The following is a 19,976-nucleotide window of genomic DNA, read 5'->3' as shown; positions in this document are numbered from 1 at the left end:
GAATTGCAGATTATATTGTTATGATTCATAATGGAAAAATTATTTTGCAATTAAATAAAGACGAATTGTTGTATCACTATGGTATTGTGCGTTGTTCAGAAAAGCAGTTTCAACTCATTCCGGAAAACGTCGTATTTGCTTATCAAAAATCAAATTCTATGTATGAAGTCGTGATCATTAATGCGCCTGATATGAAAGAGGCATATCCAGAGTTAACCATAGATGGGAATTCCATTGATGATATGATGGCGATTTATTTAAAAGGAGAGAGACGACAAGAAAGGACTAGTCATTAAAGATTTGTATAATGTTCTAAATAATGGTCGAGGATTATTGATGATGATGTTAATTCTCGCAGTAGCTATTGTACCGACTCAAAGTCTCATTGGTTATATTATTGCTGGTTCAGTAATATGTAGTATGGTGAACCACTTCATTTGCCATTGACCATAGCTGTAAATGGGAGCAATTTGCCATTCCCTTTCCGATTGAGCGCAAAGATATCGTAAAGGGAAAATTTATTACACTGTTTATCTTTACAATGATTGGGATAATACTTTCAATTATTTTAGGATGTTTAGTAGCACTTATGTTCAACCAATTTGATATGTTTAAAACAATGGGCGTAAAAGAACTTGGCAGAATTATAATAGTGAGTATTTCAGTAGCGTTATTTTTTGGGACTAACTCAATTGTAATGTTACTAAAGTTTGGGGCAGAAAAAGCAAGGATGTTTTTAATTCTAAGCTATGTTATTCCTGGAGCCGTTATCGCTTTTGTTGTAAAAAAACTAACTAATTCAGGTATTATATTTACAGGAGAGAAATTAAACCAATTATTATTTATGCTTCCAGTATTTATAATAATATGGTTAGGTGTTAGTTATATTTTAGCAGTAACTATAATAAAGAAAAAGCAATACTAATTAGGAAGAAGATTATCCAGTATATTTTAATGTTGGATAATCTTTTTCTTTTCTGCATGGTGGAATATCTTTGTTTCTCTCTCTAGCTTGAGTGATTAGCAACTTCAATCATCTTCCTATGTCTCGTCAAAAGCTCTCCATCCTGTATGTCCCAACGGAATGCGTAGTGATTTTTATTCGAATAAAGACTTCAACAAGTCAAATATACAACTGATTTAGAAACCATTTTTTTATGAAGTTACTCATCAAAAGAGAATGGCATTCCAAATTATATTATATACTTCCCTCGTATAATGCAACATAATAGTAAGCATCTAAGAAGCATATGAAAATAAAGCCCTCATAGTTTGAGAACACAAGCAAGCTACTGAGCCAGTAAGATAAAATAAATTTCCTTTAGAAACAACTTGACAAACTATAATCGTTAGTATAATCTTTTAAAACGTAATGATTACGATTTTGAAGGAGGGGATCTATGATTGATGTAATTACAATTAATATTATGGAAACAGAATATATTTGATGAAATTTACTTCGCATGTGAAAATTTATGCATGGATTATATCAGATTTCAATGAAAGTGCAAGATTGTATTAGCAACAACATTATAACAGGAATTTTTTTACACTTTTAAATCGTAACAATTACTATTTATAAATGGAAAATGAAGAAGAGTTCGGGATTATAGAGAGCAGATAAGTAGGGGAACATGTTTTGATAAACGAATAAAGGATTTAATTAAGATCATTGTGTATATTCAATCAATACTTTTAAAAAGTTAAACTACTAATTGAACAAAATCAAAATATATATATTTTTCTATGGCTTGGTTCATCATTTTAAAAATGATCAAAGTAGGATTAAAAAGGAAATAACTAAAACAGTTTTTGAATGAAGAATTTATTAAACGAGCCTATTTTGAGGTTATGTAATGACGAATTACAGAAGCCTAACTAGACAAGAGTTAATAAAAAATAATCAAATTTTAAAGGGGAGAATAGAATGAGAAAAAAAATAATTACTGCCGTATTATTTACGATATCTATAATTTTAGCGGGATGTCATTCTGGTTCAAATGAATCGCAAAATAAGAGTCAAGACCAAGAAAATAAGCTAAACATTGTAACAACTTTTTATCCTATGTATGAGTTTACAAAAGAAATTGTAGGGGACAAAACAAATATCTCCATGTTGATTCCTACAACAGTTGAACCGCACGATTTTGAGCCTACGGCAAAGGACTTAGCCAACATTCAGCAAGCAGACGGATTAGTATATAACAATGAAAATATGGAAACATGGATTGACGAAGTTCAACAAGCAGTAAATACCGAAGAACTAGAATTGATCAATGCTTCTGAAGGAATTGAACTATTGCCATTTTTAACTGAAGGACACTCTCATGAAGAAGGGCATTCCCATGAAGAAGAACATTCACATGGTGAAGGGCATTCCCATGAAGAAGAGCATTCTCACGAGTTTGATCCACATTTATGGTTAAGTCCTAAAATGGCAATGTTAGAAGTAGAAAATATTTCTAAAAAAATTATTAGAATTGATCCGGCGAATAGAAAAACATATGAGCAAAACACGAAACAATATTTAAAAAAACTGAAAAAATTAGATGAACAATATGAGTTGGTCCTAAAGAGTGTGAAAAATAAAGAAATTATTACACAACACGCAGCTTTTGGATACTTAGCTGATTCATATGGTTTAAAGCAAATTCCTATTGCTGGATTATCTCCAGATAATGAACCAGGTGCAAAACAATTGAAAGAGTTAAAAGAGTTTGCGAAAAAACATAATATTAAAACGATTTTCTTTGAAGAAAATGCTTCCTCCAAAGTAGCGGAAACATTAGCCAATGAACTGCAAGCTAAAACGGCAGTATTAAGTACTTTAGAAGGCTTAAGTGATGAAGAGATACAGAATGGTGAAACTTATATTAGTATCATGGAAAAAAATCTGCAAGTATTAGCAAAGGCTTTGAAGTAGAATCTCTGAAATAAATACGTAATGTGCCTTAAGCAGAAGAGATAGGGGTTTTTATAAAAATGAAGAATGTTATTGGTCTTGACAATGTTACTTTTGGGTATAACAAAAATGTTGTAATAAAAAATCTTTCTTTTTCAATCCAATTAGGGCAATTTGTAGCTATAGTAGGAGAAAATGGTGCAGCTAAAACAACATCAATGAAGCTATTATTAGGTATTTTAAAACCGTGGAGGGGTCAGAGAGTGATGACTAGAAATGCACGTTTAGCCTATATACCTCAAGAAATTTCTTCCATTGAAGAGGACTTTCCAAGTACGGTTTTTGAATTTGTGCTTTCTGGTGTTTGGACTGTAAAAAAATGGTATAACAAAATATCGAAAAGTGACCGTCAGAAAACCATAAACTTACTTCATCATTTTGGATTAAAAGAATTTAAATCATATCCTATTGGTAAATTATCAGGAGGACAGAAACAAAAAGCCTGCGTAGCAAGGGCTTTAATGTCTAACCCAACGATATTGTTGTTAGATGAACCAACTATTGGAATGGATCATGATACTAGAAAAAGTTTTTATCTGCTTTTAAAAAGTTTATGTCCTACGGTTACCGTTATTATTATCTCTCATCAATGGGAAGAATTAAAAAACTATGTAGATCAAACTATTCTACTGGAAAGAAGGCGAGAATGTGTTTGAACTAATATTTATGCAAAGAGCTTTATTAGCTGGCACGTTAATTGCTCTTATTGCCCCAACAATTGGTGTGTTCCTTATTATGAGAAGGCAATCTCTTATCGCAGACACCTTAAGCCATATAGCTTTAGCGGGTATAGCTACGGGTTTATTATTAGGAAATAAACCGGAATGGATGAGTGTAATTGTAGTTATACTAGGAAGCCTAATAATTGAAATGCTACGATATCGTTTTAAAAGTTATTCAGATGTTTCAATTGCTATCATGATGGCTGCTGGCTTATCTTTAGCGCTTTGTTTAATGACACTAAGTCCCAATGGTACGAAAACCATGAACCAATATTTATTTGGGTCTATTGTTACTGTAACGTCTCACCAAATTCTTTATTTTATTATTTTAGTAATAGGATTGCTTTTTTACTTTTTAGTTACAAAACGTGCTCTTTATACCATGATTATACATGAAGATGCTGCTCGAGTTGTTGGTATTCCTGTAAAACTTTTTTCCTTCTCTTTTAGTGCGGTAGTTGGGCTGTTTATATCTATGACAATACCGATGATTGGGATGCTTCTTGTTTCAGCAGTTATTATTTTACCGGCTGCCATTGCGAGTAAGTTAACCGTACGATTTCAATTAATTTTTGTAATAGCAAGTATTATTTCTATTATATGTACTTATTTAGGCTTAATTAGTTCATATAAATTTGGAACTCCTTCAGGAGCAAGTATAGCTTTATGGATGGTGATAATGATGATCGTAACTTTATTTTATACAAGCTTAAAAGAATTTATCTTCAAAAGAATGGAGAATAAACTTCTGTAATGTTTTAGTGGTTATTTCAAGGTACAGAAAACACAAAAGGATTGGATCGTTGTATCCAATGTTATGTAAATTGGAACTTTTTGGATTTTAAATTATATTTGAAAAGCTCTTTGCTGTAAAAGAAGATCACCTCTTTAGATTAATATTGTCTGAAGAGGTGAATTTGTTATAATTCTAACGTTGCTAAATATGAAGAGGAGTATAAATTATGAGCCCATAATTATCAGACATATTTGACTGTTATGCAATAGGATACTAAACTGTATGTAGCAATATTACTAAACATATAAATAAATCTTTAGAGTTAGTCATAGATTACTAAGAATATACGTTTACAATTTTAGAGAAAGCCGTTAACGATGAAAAAGATATAAGGGGAAGTGATTCTGTGTTTGAAGCTACTAATAAGAATGATCTGCTAATAGCTTTAAAAAATAAGGAACCCTATATATTGATTAAAGGGGATTATAAAAATGAAGTCATAAAATTAGCAGATTCCACACTTTCTGAAAAAGAAACTTTAGGCTTTGAATTAGGTTCAGCCGGTACTGCCAACACTTTAGCAGAGCTGTTTTATCAAATAGCCAATAAATTTAGTAATAAGCCCGACGAAATAAAGACCATAGAAAGTAAATTACGACAATATAAACTGAAGAAAAAAAATAAAGATGAAATAATTTTATATTTGCGGCAACTAGATTATTAAACAATCTGGATTTTGAATTGGAGTAATACTTTGGATACTTAGCAGTTAACTTTTTGCTTGTGCTACTAGTTTTTTATAATAACAACCATTTAACCTTCTTAAAGATGGAGCGAATGATATTTTCTGACGATACGTTGTACCCGTCTACAAAATTAATAGGGCTCCTAGTTTAGATAGACACACTTTGTTTTAGATGCTGATTAATGCATAATCAGCAATTTTGGTGCATTGTTGTTGCAATTAACTTGTAGTACCCGTTCTCGAAGCCCCTTTTCTTTCCTGAAAAAATGAACGTGCTAAGGCTAAGACATTCATAGCTCCTCTTTTATTCAATCCTCTATGATCTATCGACAGTAAGCTTTCATTAGAATTTTTTATTTAAAATTAAAAGTCCTTTTCCATACGTCCATCTCCTTAGCACTGTGCAAGGCTTTTAAGGAATTGGGACAAGCCCCATCTTACTTTCGCTCGGCATGCGTAGGTCCATCACGTGTAAAATACTTTTGTTATTGTCTACACCTCGGGATTTAAAGGGTTCTCTTTTTTGCTATCATCAGATGCTTGACCTTCGTTGTAAGCTCTTTGGTAACTTTCCATGAGTAGGCCATAATTTGGCATGATCTCTGAATAGATACTGGCAAACTCCATTGTATCTGGACGATTCCATGTTTTTTGAATTTCAGATATTACAGCTAATGTGTCAATTGGAATAGCTCCGGCTTGTACAATACGAGCAAGTGTAATATCTGTGGCCATCTTACTCCAGTTACCTGATGCATCGACAACAGTGTATACTTTGTAACCTTCAGCAAGTGCAGATAAAGTCGGTAATGCCATACAAACACTTGTAAGAGTACCTGCAATTATTAAGGTTTGTTTACCAGTTGCTTCTACTGCTTTTACAAAATCAGGATTGTCCCAAGCATTAATTTCCCCGTCACGTGATACATATACCAAATCTGGTAGAATTTCTTCGACTTCAGGAATTAAAGGGCCATTAGGACCTTGAGGTACAGAGTCGGTAGTAATAGTGGGTAACTCGGTTAACTTTGCTAATTTTGCTAAAGCAATTACATTTCTACGCAGAGTAGACACATCCATATCGTTAACTGTTTGGAACAAACCACTCTGGTGGTCAATGAATAAAAGAGCAGCATCACTTGGGTCAATAAATACGTTATTTTTTTTATTTGTCATTAACTATTCCTCCTGATTTTCTAAAATTATTCTCTCAGAGCAAAACAAAGCTTTGAATTATTAATCGGTTAACTAGGGATATAGTGATATACCCCTTAATAAAGGAAAACGATTTACTCTAATAAAACTAGTTTTACATGATCGATACCATTACTCACCTCTAATATTATAGGTCCATTCTTTTGTTTTACGGTCTGATTTAAAGTTTTTTAGTTGCTGCTTGGCCATCACCCCCTTTAAAGTTTTCGTTTTACTAGCTATTTCTTTCTCTCTTTCCCTGGCAAAATCAATATTAAACTAAACGTGTTTTCTCTAAATAAATCCCCCTGATGTTCGAATAACTTTGCATAGATTCATCATTAAGCGTACTGGACTCTGAGGATATGGTATTTAACTATGGTTATATACGGATTGATACTCAAAAGTACGGATAACTAATTCATCTTTAAGTAAGGAACGCAGGATCATTTCTACCGGGTATTTAGCAAGTCAGGAAATACTTATCATAAAATTATTAAATTAGTGTCTCTATATAAACCTATAGTTTCAATTGGAATAAAATACCTCTCGGGAGCAAAATACTTAAAACTATATAAATACATATGTAATTGTTTTATAAATCATACTAACATCATGTAGTTTCTTGTCTAAAACCAGACTAAAAAGATGGGCCGACTTATAAATATTGGTTTCGAAATGTTTTTCCAATGGATTTTATTCAGTATATAAAAAAAGTAAGATTACAAGGAATGTGTTTCAATGGTTTAAATATATATGCAAGAATAAATCTGCAAACTCACATAACGTTTTTATGCAATGGTTAGCATTTTTTTAGTGCCGTAAAAAAACTGTTGTATTTATAAGCTCTTGAGGAAAACTATGGGAGAGATTAAATGAGAGAATAAAATAGATGCTTTCAAAAGTCGACTCAGAGACGGCGTTTGGAATAATTTTTTTCCGAAGGGGTATTATCAAGGTGATCGATTTGTTTATTTTACTGGTGTGGAAGTTAATGAAGTTTCTCTAATTTCTAATGGATGAAAAGTAACGAATATGCAGTGATGAAGTCTCAAGGTTCGATTCATGGGATTAGAAAAATATTTGACTACGGATGGTTTCCGCACTCAAAGTATAAAATGCTCGAATACAACTTTGAGTTAGAATGCTTTGATAGAAATTTTCTTGAAAATGAAGATGTGATTCAGAAATAGAATTTCACTTTTCCATATTAAAATCAAATAGGTTCCTTGTTCTGAAAAACTGTTATTTAGGTCATATTCGAAATCGTTTCTAGTAACACCTTTATGAAAGAGATGAATAACAAAATATTTATCCTATTGGATCGCCTTCGCAAAGTGAAAAATGTAGGTAAATTTTAAATTTTTGAGTAGATCTTTAAAAATATCTGTTGTATGGAAGACTTCTTTTTCTATAAGTTGTGTTATAGTGATTTAATTTCACAAGAAAAGGTCTTTCTTTTTTATTTATTCTTTTACATAAAAAGTTTTTGACGCACTTAACACCTAAGATGGCTGCGATGCTAGTGGATTTCCAGATCCATTTGCTCCTAGTAAGCTAAATGCCTTTACTTGTTTGATTGAGAATGTTAAATCTTTTACTGTGCTTGTTCCTGTAGGTGACAGTAAGATTTTTGACTGATAAAATCGTACGTTCACCATCTTTCAACGTGATAGATTCCTACTATAACAGACAAACAGAAGAGTGGTGTAATAATGGAACCTTAGAATATTAAGCTTAAAAACTCTCTAATTACACCAACCTTATATTCTATTGATAAAAATAAAATGAACGGAAAGTGAGGCGGAAATAATGCATCAGTATATCATTTGTTTATAATATCTAATATTGTGTATTTAGCATGATAGTAGACAATGACAAAACCTTTGAATTTCTACATTAAATCGATTTTTGTCCGATATTATAAAAAAGGAATAATATCATTAATTCGAAGGGGGTATTATGTACATGCATACATCTTTTTTATCAGCAAATCTAGTAGTTAAAGCTGCTAATCACAATCATATAATTACACGACCTTTAATAAAAACAAGTGTACAAGACAATGCAAAAAGTAAAGATACAGTTACGATTAGCAATTATGCGTTACAAGCTTTTAATAATAGTATGACAAAATCGAACAATTTAATGATCGATCACTTACAGAAGCAAAAACAAGCTTTAGATGAAAAGCGTATTAATTTTATAAGTAATTCCTTGGATAAAGGAATGAGTGCAGGAGTTATACACTCTCAACTTGAAGATATTGATAAACAAATTCAAGAATTAGAAGAACAAATATGGAGTCTTCAGCTTGAGGATCAGCGAAAAGCATTAGGTATGGTGAATAAAGAAAGTAAAAAAGAAAAGCAGAAAAGTAAAGAACAACAAAGTGAAATCAACTCAATTACGGTGCCTGAAGAGGAAACTTTCTTTTCTTCCCCTACGATGAGAGCCATTTTGCACGCCAGCCATATGACAACCCATTTTACTAGTTTGAAAAATGCGCAAATAACTTTAAGAAGAGAAGCGAAAGGGTGGGAACATACTGATTCTATACGCTCTGCCGTATTAAAAAGAAAGGCTGAAGGTTTAAATGCAAAAATGTTAAAGATGTCTAGTGAAATAAATAACGACATATCAATTGCTATTAAGAAGGATAAAGAGGTAAGCATCAATACTTTAGATAATGTTAATAACAGAACAGAGAAAACGGAAAATGGTAAGGCACAAAAGGAATCTAAAAGTGCTGAAGATAACTCTACTATTTCAATTCAAGATGGGAAACAAGAAGACGTAAAAATATGAAACTTTAACTTTCTAACATCCTTCTATACTATTTCCATCGAAAAAAGTTTAAAAAAAAATGGATTGCTTAGTTCAAAATAAAGAAAAATCGCCACATAAGACAAAACATAAGTAGACTATAAGAGTTACTATCGGTTTTATATAAACCATATATTTTAGCTTTGCACTTAATTTAAAATCCGTTTATTAAAAACGGATTGTCTTTTATAAAAAGTAGAAGGTTTTTGGCTAGTGGATGATCAAACTAAGGTGAAGTACAAATCTCACAAGGTCAAGAAATCTAAATGTTTTTATAGCAAGAGAAGATATTACTGTTAACCTAGTTATAAAGTAAATCTTATTGCAATAATATGGCACTTCTACATGTTTAAAAGTTAATGGCCCATACAGTCGGAAATGACATTTGAGCTTTATCTTGATTTCATTCGTCTATAATCAGGTACTTTAATTGAATAAGGGTAACTGAAAAAATCAACCTTATTTATAAAAAATAGTTCAATTGAATATAAGTAATAGCGTGTGTGATCAATTATTTTTCGAAATGTGATCTTTCATTTTGTCGTTTATCGAAGGTTTGTAGTATCTATTTGAATCAAACATTATGTTCAAGCAAAATAAGCATCTATCTTTACTTTAATTTTAAATGAAGTATTGATAAGGAAAGAACTATCGTCATGGTGGAACAACCTATGGTGATTATCATTTATTATCAAAGAATATTGACTTTTTTTAGATCATCCTCTAACATGTTAGGTATCTAATGTATCAGAGGGTGATCCGGTTGGGACTTTATGAACAAGTGAAACAAATTAATGAAGCTGATTATGCCATTAATCGTCTCATTTACAAACACTATAAAAAATATGTAGCTAGTAATATTACTACGCAACAAGCTGTTCTGTTAGATATTGTTTATTATGCTAAAAAAATTAATGTAGGTGAGATTGCTTTAGAAATGAACATTAGTTCTAGTGCTGTCAGTCAGCTTATTGCTAAGATGGAGAAAAAACAGTTCATTCATCGTTCGATTAACCCTGAAAATCGTCGTGAAATTTTTATCACATTAGGTTCTAAAGGGTGGGAGTATTTTAAGAAACAAGAGCATGTTGAGCGAGCTGTCGCTGACCGTTTATTTTCTAAATTGACTTTCTCAGAACTTAATGAACTGGAACGAATTACAAAGAAACTAAAAAAGATTGCTTTAAAAGAGTTCCTGTGAATCCTTTTACATGAAATATGTTAGATATCTAATTTAATAAGGGGGCTTAAATATGTTTCAAACCATTCATACTACGCTTGAAAAAATACAATTCAATGGTGCTGTCTATATAGAGAAGGGTAACAACGAGAGCTTACATTTAACATTAGGCTTTGCAGATATGAATGATTCAGTACCTATTACAGAAAATACATTATTTAACATCGCTTCTTTGAGTAAAATGTACACTTCTGTAATGATACTACAGTTAATAGAAAAAAATTTAATTAGTTTTGGAGATAAGCTGACAAAATGGTTTCGTACTAAAAACTTTCAAAATGTGACCATTGAACATTTACTAACCCATACATCTGGTATTCCAGAGTATATAGATAACTTATCGTTTCAAGAAGATATTGAAGGGGTCTTATATAATAAAGAACCTTATTTTCCGCCAGGGTGTGGTTGGCTTTATACTAATACAAACTATGTCTTGCTAGCTAAAATTATTGAACAAACAAGTGAACACTCTTATGAGGATTGTTTGCAAAAAATGATTGCCAATCCTTTGCAACTCCCATATACTACAACAAAACCAAGGCCTGAACAACTCGCTATCGGTAAACTATTTGATTATATCCATAAAAAATACATTCCTTTATCAGAAGATCCTATTTTTAAAGATATTGATAAAGAATATAACTTTTATGGTGATGGTGGTATTTATTCTACAGCGAAGGAGATTGCCAAATTTTTAAAAGGGTTTATACAAGGTAGATTGGTATCGCTTGAACTTGTAAAACACGCATTAACTCCTACTCCTTTAAATAACAAATATGGCTATGGCTTTATAATTCAAGAGAATTCGTTTGGCCATTCGGGTGGATGGCCTGGTTATTCTTCACATTGTTTATGTTCTTTAACAAATGAAACAATGACTATTCTCTTAACGAATGAAGAAATAAGCCCTTTTTATGAGCAACAAATATTAGCGTTCTTAAAGCAATCTCAAGACAGTAAAGAACCTAATGCTCCAAAACATCCCCGTATTACGTTAGCAAACAATAGTGATCATATAGAGGGAATTTATCAACTTTCTGATGAATACCAAACGCGTTTTACGATTAAACGAGATATAAACTTCCATATTATATCTTTTGATGATCAACACAATACTCACTTATTTAAAGTGAAGCCTAATCTCTATTGGATACGAAATACAATGAGTTATATTAATATGGCAAACGGAATTTTTATTGATGAAGGTATCGAAGTACCATTTAATAAACAGTAGGAACTACGTAGTCAAATGCTAAAGAAATATGTTTAAGATACGTAGAAAAGTGCTTTCCTTTTAAAGGAGAAAGAGGACCTCTTGAAAAGCATCAACGCAAGAACGACGACAGCGAAACATCCCGGTTTTTCAAGGAGAAAAACAACCCTTGAATAGGTTTCTCTTTATTTTGTAGAAGTTCTCTGGTCTGTACGCCGCTACCTGGGCACTTCTAACTTTTGTTCTTACAGCTCAATAATCAAGATATGAATATTTCTGAACAGAGTTTATTTCAAAGTCTAAAAGGGAAGGGGACATATTTTTGGTTATAACATCTTAGCGGCATAAAAGAAACTACCACATTCAGTATTGGGATAAAATTTTATAAACAAAACACCACTTTCCGTACACGATGGGATAGCGGTGTTTTGTATAATTTATCATTTTTGATCATTTGTAAAACCTGACTTAAAGCTTCATAAACAGTTGCATAAAACTTATTTCATCCATTTGGTTTTATAGTAAATTTATTATGGTTACCATTGATCCAAGTACTAATAAAACGAGTGGTATTGACATTTTGTTAAAGGGATCTTTCATTTTAATATGTGTAAATATTGCGCCTATCATTGTAACGATAATCATCAAACTCCCTATTATCGCTAATGGCTTGATCCAGATTCCAATACTAATAGTAATGGCTGACGCTATTTCAAAAATTCCAGTAAATATACGGAAGCTATTACTATACCCAAAATAATTAAATCCTTTCTTCATATTTTCTGAGATTAATTTTTGAATCCCAAACATTAAAAATCCTAATCCCAGTATTATTTGTAAAACTATTGATAAAATAATCATTCATATTAGTCCCTTCTAATAATTATAGTTCAATTAATATTTTTATAGGTTGACAGTTTAAAAATTTTTTATATTTACCCATGTTTTTTCGGTGTACTTTAATATAGTGGCAGGTTAGATCTTCATATTTAAGCAAAAATTAATTTAAAAATTTCACAAATTCATTTACTGGTTTACGGTATCCGCGCAATCTTCTGGAGCTTTCCTTTTCTTTTCCAATTGTCATCATTAATACAATTTCATGTGTGTGCGGAATTTCCAAAAGCTGACGAACTTTCTCAGCATCAAAGCCAATCATGGGGCATGTATCCCAGCCGCGATTTTTAGCTGCGAGCATGAAAAACATAGATGAAAGTGAAGCATTGCGAATTGCTTCTTCTTTCATAAATGGTTCGCCTCTTCCTTCATAAAAAGAATGGTTTTCTTCAATCATCTTATTCAACTCAAATTCAGTCAACATGCCAAGAGCAACCATTCCTTGATGTAATCTTTCCGTTTGTTTATAAGCATAACGATCAGCTGTTACAATAATAACTGCTGATGCAGTATGAACTTTATATTGCCCATAGGCTGCTTCCTTTATTTGTTCTTTTAATTCAGGATTTGTAATAACAACATATTCCGTATGTTGTAAGTTGTAAGCAGAAGGTGCCAGCTTAACATCATTAAAAATGGGTATTAAATCTTCTTCAGTAATTGTTATATTTGGTAAAAAGTTATTTGCAGAATGACGAAATTCTATTAATTTTTGAAAATCCATTTTTTTACTCCTTTACTAAAAATCATATTTAGCGTCTTTTATGGCATGAATTGCTTCAAAAGCTTCAACTGATAACACGATATCCTCTACAAGACGTTCTATGCGGAAGATAATATCATCATTGATAATTTCTTTACGCAAAAAATCTTTTTCTTCTATAAAAACGTAAGTGGGAACAATATGTGCTTTCATATAGGCTAAAATGGGTTTTAATTGTTGCTCAACCATTAAATAATGCTTAGAGGTTCCAGCAGTGACAACTATACTTGCAACCTTATCTCGGAATGCATGAACTGGCAGCAAATCAAAAATATTTTTAAGTGTAGCTGGAATGGATGCTTGAAATACAGGTGTACCAATAATGAGGGCATCAGCTGCCATAATGGTTTCAGTTACATACTTGGTGTCCCCCTCGTAATCAAAATAATTCCGTCCATCGCTGAACTCTATTTTATATTCAGCTAAATCTAGCAAGTTTACTTCATGTTGTGGATATTTTTGTTTAAATATCGCTATCACTTTCAACATAGCTGTTTTTGTTTTAGAACCTATTGTTGATCCAGATATTGCTACAACTTTCATTGTACTCCCTCATTTTTTTGTATATTTTTTGATTGCCGGAATAATATCATTCCCAATCATCTCAATGTTCTTCATAATTTTACCGAATGGTACCCCACCAAAATCGATTTGTGCCATAAAACGTTGCATACCATATAATTCATATTGGTATAAAAGTTTTTCAATAATTAGTTCTTTGCTACCAACCATAAGTGCATCTCGGTAATCTGTTGCCTGTGCAAATTGTTGTTTTGGATATCCTGCTCCACGAACTGCTTGAAAACCCACATTAATATGGGGGTACATTTCCTGTAATGCTTTCTTTGTTGTATTGGCTACATAAAATAAACTTGTTGTTGCAATTGGCAATGTGTCCGGATCAAATCCTTTATTCTGTGCTGACTCACGGTAAGCATCAACAGAGAGTTTAAAATTCATTGCCGGTCCTCCTAACGTGGTAAGCATCATAGGAATTCCCATAACTCCTGCTTTTATTGCACTTGCTGGCGGTCCTCCAACAGCCCGCCAAATGGGAAGTGAGCCATTTTTTGGTTGTGGCAAAATTTCCGCATTTTGGAGCGGAGCACGAAATTCGCCTTGCCATGTTACACGTTCTTGCTCATTAATTTGTTTTAGAAGGTCTAGCTTCTCCTCAAAAATTTCTTCATAGTCTTGTAAATCAACGCCAAGTAAATGATAAGCTCCAACACGTGAGCCGCGGCCAGCGACAATTTCAGCGCGCCCATTTGAAATTAAGTCAATTGTTGCAAAGTCTTCAAACACACGTACAGGATCTAAAACGCTTAGGACAGTTGCTGAACTGGTAATCTTTATTTTTTCGGTTGCTTGTGCGATTGCTCCTAAAATTACAGTGTGTCCTTGAGATGTAAAATAAGTTTGGTGGCTTTCACCAACACCAAATACATCAATACCTGCCTGTTCTGCCAATTTACTTGCTTCTATTAGTTCATGAATTCGCTGCTGTGCTGAAATCCGGTTACCTGTAAGTGGATTGATAATATGATCACCTAATGAATATAGACCGAATTCCATTCCTTTTGATTGATCTATACGATATTTTTCCATTTCTATGCTTCCTCCAATGGGTGTAATTTTGCTTCAATTTCGACACGGCGGCTTTCTAAAAGTGGCGGTAAATCCAGGTGTTGACCAAGCGCTTCTATATCTCTATCAATCGTAAATCCAGGTCCGTCTGTTGCAATTTCAAATAAGATTCCGTTCGATTCTCTAAAATACAAACTTTTGAAATAGTAACGGTCAATAATTCCAGATGAATGAAACCCTCGGTTACGAATTTTTTTGTCCCAGTAAGCTAGTTCTCTCTCATCATTGACCCGAATGGCTAAATGGTGAATACTTCCTCGACCTGGTTTTTCAGTAGGACCGTCTAATGATTTGACCACAATTTCACCAAAAAGTTCGCCTTTTACTGATTGAAAGATTGCTTCTTTGTCTGATCGTAAGACTTCTGTGTAGCCAAATACTTCTGTTAAAGTACGTGCCAGTTTATCTAAACGACGCACTGTTATTTCAACAGAACCCATCCCTTGAATCTGATGTTTAATTGGAACAGTTGAGTTTTCCCATGCTTCCCAATGCGCTATTTTTTTTCCATTTGAAACGAGAAGTACCATTCGTAAACCTTCTTCATCCTCAAAATGTAAGGCTGAATGATTAGCGTATGTTGTTATTTCACTATGTTTAATTCCATATTGTTCAAAACGTTTTTTCCAATATATTAAACTTTTTTCAGATGGAACTAGTAACCCGATTTGTGTAATTGCATTTGTTCCGCGATACGTACTTCCGACAAAGGGCATTTCAAAAAATGATAATTCCGTCCCAGGGCTACCAGTACGGTCTCCATAAAATAAATGGTACATAGATGGATCATCTTGATTGACAGTTAATTTAACCCTGCGTAACCCTAAAACGTGGTGATAAAAGAAATGATTTTTCTTTGCATTTTTTGTAATCATCGAAATATGATGATGTCCTGGGATAATATACATTTTTTTCTCCTCCATTCATTTGACTAATCAAGTGAAAGAATAAAAAAATTATCTGTTTTTTGACAGCTTTTTTTCACTGTTTTTTTGCACACGAGACATAAGTGATAACAACGTTTTTTGCTCTTTCTTTGTTAAACAATCTTCAAAAAATGACGATTGAAATGCAAGCTGAGCTTTAAATGCTTGATCTAATTTTTTTCGTCCTTTAGTAGTTAAAGAAATAGTTTTTGTTTTCCATTCCTGTTTGCGTTGGATTAGTTTATCTTTTTCAAGACGTGCAAGCATCCGTGAAATACCGCCTTGGGTTACCGTAACTTTTTCTGCAAGTTCACTTTGGGTTAATGGCTCATATGTGGATATTTGAATTAGCACATCAAATTGTGCAGCTGTTAAATCATATTGCTTTAAAAATTCATTTGATAGCTTGTTACTTTGATGTGTAAAGCGTGTAATTCGTAACCAAATAAGCGAACCAAGCGTATTTTTTTTCATCTAGTCCAACCCTTTCTTTTACTTGAGTCTATATCAGTTTACTACTCAAGTGATAAAATTGCAAGTATAAAAGCTAATAGGCGTGAGAACAGTGATTATACATAGATAGAGCTTTTTAAAGTTTTAGTTAAATTTTTTAAAAAACTGTGAAGTAGTACCCATAATACGATGCCATCATAATGAAGAATGGAATATATTGATGTGAATTTAACAAACGTAATGGTTAAGTTTTACCATTCTACACATTTATTAAATATGATTGCTTATTTAATAAATAATATAAGTAAAGCTAGAAGTTTTTTATTCAATTGTTTTTAACCTTTATTTGTTATATAATTTAATTATTAAAATATTTAATAGGCAGTGATTAAATGGTACATGTGGAAACAATGATGAAAGAAATTGTAGAGATTCAATATAAATCGAGGCAGTTTATGGACATGCTTGCTAAAGGAGAAAAGTTGTCGCCAAGTCAAATCGTTTTGCTGGTGCAATTAAAAATTAGTGGCGGAATGAAGGCGACAGAGATTGCAGAGTTTGCCGGTGTGACACCTGGTGCGGTAACGGCCATGTGCGATAAACTGGAAAAGGCACGGCTTGTGGAACGATTACGTGATAGTGAAGATCGCCGAGTTGTTACAATGAAGTTAACATCAGAAGGTGAAGCACAAGTACTGCAAGTTTTTGATAAGTTTGAACAAAAACATGTAATTGAAATGACAAAGGTTTTACAACAAGTGAATGAATTAATGAGCAGAATTTTATTGTAGAGCTTTTAGTATAAAGCTCTTTTTTATATAGTACAAAAATTAGGATGGAATTTGATACAAAGTTTTACGTTTAGGGAAACCAAGCTAGTAACAGATGCTAGTTTGGTTTTTTATTTGACAAATTAATTCAATTACTATATATTTTAATTATTAAAATGTATTGGAGTTGAAATAACAGGATGACAAAAAAATTGAGTTTAGTGGGGTCAAGTAAGCAAAGGGAACCCATTAGAACAGATAGAATAATTGCACAAGGACATCATCATTTTTATGCAACGGTTGAAGCAGATTCAGCCGAGATTACAGGTAGCTGTATGATGGATAACACAGCCCTGTTTAAGACGTTAAAAAGTGATGGGCATTTGCGTGTCGATCGAGCAGAAATAGATAGCTTGGCTGTTACTGGATCAATAAATGCAACACATCTAACAGTAAAGAATATGAGGGTTCATGGCATCATACAAGCACAATGTCTGAAAGTAAGATACGGTCAAATAATCATGAAAGGTATTTGCCGTATCGGTCGTATCAATTCTGTTACAATTGAAGTAAGCAAAGGCTTTGCGTTAAAAAAACGCCTGATATGTGAGGAGATCACAGGAAAAACTGTAGTCTTAATACATACGAAAGCCAATATAGTACGAGGGAATGATGTATGTATTGGAGAACATTGTGAAATTGAGACTTTATTTTATCAACATCAATACACAATTGCACATACTGCAACCGTAAAGCAGATCGTAAAGGAAACGTTACAATGATTTGGGTCTATCGTTTTTTTGCTGCACTTGGTTTATTTGTGTTGGTTGTGTTATATGTAAGCTTAATAGGAACTGCAATTTTTGGTTTAGGTGGTAGTATTTTGCGTACAATGGGTGTAGATCAAATTGAAATGACATTTATGCCAAATACGCCAATTCCTCGGTTTCTAAGTATCCCAGTAATGCTAGTTGTTGCATTTGTTTTGTTTACTATTGCAAAATATGTGAAGCGTGCAATTGAATTTTTATGTATACCTTTTCAATAATAATTAAAATTACCTGCATTTATCCATGAAACGATAACCATAAGAAATTATGATGTATTCTTTTTCTTCGATCCATTGTTTTATCTTTAATATAATATGTAAGAGAGGAAGGAATCAGATTTTAGCATCGCTTTTCGGGAGAAATAGACAAAAGCTAATTTGTGATATTGTTAAATAGTCAGGCATTCACTCCCTCTACGATCGGGATTTTAAATGATCGCGACATATGGGGGTGGTAACAAATGAAAAGTTATACAGTTTTTTCGAACTGGTTCCGTATATCAGTTAATTTTATTTTCCTTTTTTAGAGCAAATCCTGCTGATAGATTTTATGAACGAACTATTTATTATTTCATAATGCAATAATGTACATCCATAATCTTTGCTAAGAAGAATTGATGGGTGTTTTTTTATATTAAACCAATCGAATGCTTTAAAAAAAGAAGGGTTTTTATGCTAAAATCCGTATCGGTTTGCAGCATAAAAATAAATTATTCACAAACAATAAGACTGTTATTAATAGAAAGCGGAGATGATCTGATGGAAAATATTAGAGAAATACCTCTGGAAGAAGGGTTAGATAATACTTTAAGCTTGATTAGAGAAGGATATATGTATATTTTAAACAGACGTAAAAGTTTTAATTCTGATATCTTTGCAACCAGGTTACTTGGAAAGAAAGCAATCTGCATGGGAGGAAAAGAAGCTGCAAAAATTTTCTATGATGCGGAGAAGTTTAAGAGAAAAGGTGCGGCTCCAAATCGAGCAGTACAAACATTGTTCGGCAAAAATGGTGTACAAATGTTAGATGGAAATGATCACAAACACCGTAAGGAAATGTTTATGTCCATCATGTCTTCTTCAAGACTTGATAATCTCATTGATATTGCTAAAAGACAATGGGAAATAGCTATGGGTAAATGGGAGCAGATGGATGAGGTGATTCTTTATAATGAAGTAAGGGAAATGTTGTGTACGATTGCTTGTGAATGGGCTGGTGTACCTGTTCAGGAAAATGAAGTAAAAGAATTAGCACAAGATTTAGGGGCAATGTTTGAGTCGCCAGCTGCCATTGGACCAAACCATTGGCGAGGAAGGAATTCACGGAATCGCGTAGAAAAGTGGGCAGCTGAACTTATAAATAAGGTTCGTAATGGAAATGTAAAGATTCCGGAACAGACTGCGTTACATACATTTTCTTGGCACCGTGATATAGCAGGAAATCTTCTTGATGCCAATATTGCTGCTGTTGAAGTGCTTAATATTTTGCGACCAATTGTTGCCATTGCAATATACATTAACTTTCTAGCATTGGCAATACATCATTATCCAGAGGAAAGAAAGAAACTGATCTCTGAGAATGAGGAAAACTACCCTGACATGTTTGTGCAGGAAGTACGTAGATTTTATCCGTTTTTCCCATTTGTTGCAGCACGGGTAAAAAGTGATTTTACATGGAATGGCTATAAATTTGAAAAAGATACATTAACTTTGCTTGACCTTTATGGTACTAATCACGATGCTGAAATATGGGAAAATCCGGAAATGTTTCAGCCCAATCGTTTTGCCAAAAGAGAGACCAACCCATTTGATTTTATTCCACAGGGTGGTGGCGGGTATTTTATGGGACACCGTTGTGCTGGAGAATGGGTGACTATCGAAGTAATGAAAGTGAGCCTGGATTATCTGGCTAAACGAATGAATTATGATGTGCCTAATCAGGACTTAAGCTATAGTTTGGTAAGAATGCCTAGTATCCCTCAGAGTAAAGTAATTCTTAAAAGTGTGAAGAGAAAAATATAATCACCTTTGTTATGATGTAAGTGGGATTCAA

Annotated in this window: 20 protein-coding genes; 13 read left to right on the top strand and 7 right to left on the bottom strand. The window is 32.9% G+C overall.

What is annotated here, in order from left to right; all coding sequences use genetic code 11:
- The first annotated feature begins 20 nt into the window (after positions 1-20).
- The 6 genes from JNUCC74_RS11440 to JNUCC74_RS11415 all read left to right on the top strand — a co-directional run bounded on the left by JNUCC74_RS11440 (position 21) and on the right by JNUCC74_RS11415 (position 5,144).
- Positions 21-296: a hypothetical protein gene (locus tag JNUCC74_RS11440; RefSeq protein ID WP_454065450.1), complete on the top strand. Its 276-nt coding sequence runs from the start codon at positions 21-23 to the stop codon at positions 294-296.
- A gap of 146 nt (positions 297-442) precedes the next feature.
- On the top strand, positions 443-925 hold the full coding sequence (locus JNUCC74_RS11435) for an ABC-2 transporter permease (protein ID WP_454067886.1): 483 nt from the start codon (positions 443-445) through the stop codon (positions 923-925).
- 1,002 nt (positions 926-1,927) lie between these two features.
- Complete coding sequence (locus JNUCC74_RS11430) at positions 1,928-2,923, top strand: metal ABC transporter substrate-binding protein (RefSeq protein WP_454065449.1); 996 nt, start codon at positions 1,928-1,930, stop codon at positions 2,921-2,923.
- A 59-nt stretch (positions 2,924-2,982) separates the two neighbouring features.
- On the top strand, positions 2,983-3,618 hold the full coding sequence (locus JNUCC74_RS11425; protein ID WP_454065448.1) for a metal ABC transporter ATP-binding protein: 636 nt from the start codon (positions 2,983-2,985) through the stop codon (positions 3,616-3,618).
- Entirely contained in the window at positions 3,611-4,438 is an 828-nt protein-coding gene (locus tag JNUCC74_RS11420; protein ID WP_454065447.1) for a metal ABC transporter permease, read from the top strand. Before JNUCC74_RS11425 ends, JNUCC74_RS11420 begins: the two co-directional genes overlap by 8 nt.
- Positions 4,439-4,826: 388 nt before the next feature.
- Entirely contained in the window at positions 4,827-5,144 is a 318-nt protein-coding gene (locus JNUCC74_RS11415; RefSeq protein ID WP_454065446.1) for a hypothetical protein, read from the top strand.
- Between the two features lie 513 nt (positions 5,145-5,657).
- Here JNUCC74_RS11415 and JNUCC74_RS11410 read toward each other — a convergent pair.
- On the bottom strand, positions 5,658-6,341 hold the full coding sequence (locus tag JNUCC74_RS11410; RefSeq protein ID WP_454065445.1) for an isochorismatase family protein: 684 nt from the start codon (positions 6,339-6,341) through the stop codon (positions 5,658-5,660).
- 1,986 nt (positions 6,342-8,327) lie between these two features.
- On the opposite strand from JNUCC74_RS11410, the gene JNUCC74_RS11405 reads away from it, so the two are divergent.
- The 3 genes from JNUCC74_RS11405 to JNUCC74_RS11395 all read left to right on the top strand — a co-directional run bounded on the left by JNUCC74_RS11405 (position 8,328) and on the right by JNUCC74_RS11395 (position 11,659).
- On the top strand, positions 8,328-9,167 hold the full coding sequence (locus tag JNUCC74_RS11405; RefSeq protein WP_454065444.1) for a hypothetical protein: 840 nt from the start codon (positions 8,328-8,330) through the stop codon (positions 9,165-9,167).
- A 781-nt stretch (positions 9,168-9,948) separates the two neighbouring features.
- Positions 9,949-10,386 (top strand): MarR family winged helix-turn-helix transcriptional regulator, encoded by a 438-nt coding sequence (locus JNUCC74_RS11400; protein WP_454065443.1) that lies wholly within the window; start codon positions 9,949-9,951, stop codon positions 10,384-10,386.
- Between the two features lie 52 nt (positions 10,387-10,438).
- Positions 10,439-11,659 carry a serine hydrolase domain-containing protein gene (locus JNUCC74_RS11395; RefSeq protein ID WP_454065442.1) on the top strand — a complete coding sequence of 407 codons (1,221 nt, stop codon included), beginning with the start codon at positions 10,439-10,441 and terminating at the stop codon, positions 11,657-11,659.
- Between the two features lie 495 nt (positions 11,660-12,154).
- Here JNUCC74_RS11395 and JNUCC74_RS11390 read toward each other — a convergent pair whose 3' ends face one another.
- The 6 genes from JNUCC74_RS11390 to JNUCC74_RS11365 all read right to left on the bottom strand — a co-directional run bounded on the left by JNUCC74_RS11390 (position 12,155) and on the right by JNUCC74_RS11365 (position 16,345).
- On the bottom strand, positions 12,155-12,499 hold the full coding sequence (locus JNUCC74_RS11390; protein ID WP_454065441.1) for a DoxX family protein: 345 nt from the start codon (positions 12,497-12,499) through the stop codon (positions 12,155-12,157).
- A 139-nt stretch (positions 12,500-12,638) separates the two neighbouring features.
- Positions 12,639-13,259, bottom strand: coding sequence for a nitroreductase family protein (locus JNUCC74_RS11385; RefSeq protein WP_454065440.1), 621 nt, complete (start codon positions 13,257-13,259; stop codon positions 12,639-12,641).
- Positions 13,260-13,274: 15 nt separating this feature from the next.
- A complete protein-coding gene (locus JNUCC74_RS11380) occupies positions 13,275-13,841 on the bottom strand; it encodes an NADPH-dependent FMN reductase (RefSeq protein WP_454065439.1) in 567 nt (188 codons plus the stop codon).
- Positions 13,842-13,850: 9 nt separating this feature from the next.
- Complete coding sequence (locus tag JNUCC74_RS11375; RefSeq protein WP_454065438.1) at positions 13,851-14,906, bottom strand: LLM class flavin-dependent oxidoreductase; 1,056 nt, start codon at positions 14,904-14,906, stop codon at positions 13,851-13,853.
- Between the two features lie 2 nt (positions 14,907-14,908).
- On the bottom strand, positions 14,909-15,853 hold the full coding sequence (locus tag JNUCC74_RS11370; protein WP_454065437.1) for a ring-cleaving dioxygenase: 945 nt from the start codon (positions 15,851-15,853) through the stop codon (positions 14,909-14,911).
- A 48-nt stretch (positions 15,854-15,901) separates the two neighbouring features.
- Complete coding sequence (locus JNUCC74_RS11365; RefSeq protein WP_454065436.1) at positions 15,902-16,345, bottom strand: MarR family winged helix-turn-helix transcriptional regulator; 444 nt, start codon at positions 16,343-16,345, stop codon at positions 15,902-15,904.
- Between the two features lie 371 nt (positions 16,346-16,716).
- Between JNUCC74_RS11365 and JNUCC74_RS11360 the strand changes: the two genes are divergently transcribed.
- The 4 genes from JNUCC74_RS11360 (at position 16,717) to JNUCC74_RS11345 (ending at position 19,945) form a co-directional block, all read left to right on the top strand.
- A complete protein-coding gene (locus JNUCC74_RS11360) occupies positions 16,717-17,115 on the top strand; it encodes a MarR family winged helix-turn-helix transcriptional regulator (RefSeq protein WP_454065435.1) in 399 nt (132 codons plus the stop codon).
- Between the two features lie 191 nt (positions 17,116-17,306).
- Positions 17,307-17,876: a hypothetical protein gene (locus JNUCC74_RS11355; protein WP_454065434.1), complete on the top strand. Its 570-nt coding sequence runs from the start codon at positions 17,307-17,309 to the stop codon at positions 17,874-17,876.
- Positions 17,873-18,142, top strand: coding sequence for a hypothetical protein (locus JNUCC74_RS11350; protein ID WP_077321233.1), 270 nt, complete (start codon positions 17,873-17,875; stop codon positions 18,140-18,142). The genes JNUCC74_RS11355 and JNUCC74_RS11350 overlap by 4 nt, the downstream gene beginning before the upstream one ends.
- A 540-nt stretch (positions 18,143-18,682) precedes the next feature.
- A complete protein-coding gene (locus JNUCC74_RS11345) occupies positions 18,683-19,945 on the top strand; it encodes a cytochrome P450 (protein ID WP_454067885.1) in 1,263 nt (420 codons plus the stop codon).
- The last annotated feature ends 31 nt before the right edge of the window (positions 19,946-19,976 follow it).

The organism is Cerasibacillus sp. JNUCC 74 (genome assembly GCF_053667775.1).
This window is presented reverse-complemented; position numbering and strand designations above follow the sequence as displayed.

Coding starts and splice junctions, on each gene's coding strand:
- JNUCC74_RS11440 (WP_454065450.1), top strand. CDS start 21: ATGATTCATAATGGAAAAATTATTTTGCAATTAAATAAAGACGAATTG.
- JNUCC74_RS11430 (WP_454065449.1), top strand. CDS start 1,928: ATGAGAAAAAAAATAATTACTGCCGTATTATTTACGATATCTATAATT.
- JNUCC74_RS11425 (WP_454065448.1), top strand. CDS start 2,983: ATGAAGAATGTTATTGGTCTTGACAATGTTACTTTTGGGTATAACAAA.
- JNUCC74_RS11410 (WP_454065445.1), bottom strand. CDS start 6,341: ATGACAAATAAAAAAAATAACGTATTTATTGACCCAAGTGATGCTGCT.
- JNUCC74_RS11405 (WP_454065444.1), top strand. CDS start 8,328: ATGCATACATCTTTTTTATCAGCAAATCTAGTAGTTAAAGCTGCTAAT.
- JNUCC74_RS11395 (WP_454065442.1), top strand. CDS start 10,439: ATGTTTCAAACCATTCATACTACGCTTGAAAAAATACAATTCAATGGT.
- JNUCC74_RS11390 (WP_454065441.1), bottom strand. CDS start 12,499: ATGATTATTTTATCAATAGTTTTACAAATAATACTGGGATTAGGATTT.
- JNUCC74_RS11385 (WP_454065440.1), bottom strand. CDS start 13,259: ATGGATTTTCAAAAATTAATAGAATTTCGTCATTCTGCAAATAACTTT.
- JNUCC74_RS11380 (WP_454065439.1), bottom strand. CDS start 13,841: ATGAAAGTTGTAGCAATATCTGGATCAACAATAGGTTCTAAAACAAAA.
- JNUCC74_RS11375 (WP_454065438.1), bottom strand. CDS start 14,906: ATGGAAAAATATCGTATAGATCAATCAAAAGGAATGGAATTCGGTCTA.
- JNUCC74_RS11370 (WP_454065437.1), bottom strand. CDS start 15,853: ATGTATATTATCCCAGGACATCATCATATTTCGATGATTACAAAAAAT.
- JNUCC74_RS11365 (WP_454065436.1), bottom strand. CDS start 16,345: ATGAAAAAAAATACGCTTGGTTCGCTTATTTGGTTACGAATTACACGC.
- JNUCC74_RS11360 (WP_454065435.1), top strand. CDS start 16,717: ATGGTACATGTGGAAACAATGATGAAAGAAATTGTAGAGATTCAATAT.
- JNUCC74_RS11350 (WP_077321233.1), top strand. CDS start 17,873: ATGATTTGGGTCTATCGTTTTTTTGCTGCACTTGGTTTATTTGTGTTG.
- JNUCC74_RS11345 (WP_454067885.1), top strand. CDS start 18,683: ATGGAAAATATTAGAGAAATACCTCTGGAAGAAGGGTTAGATAATACT.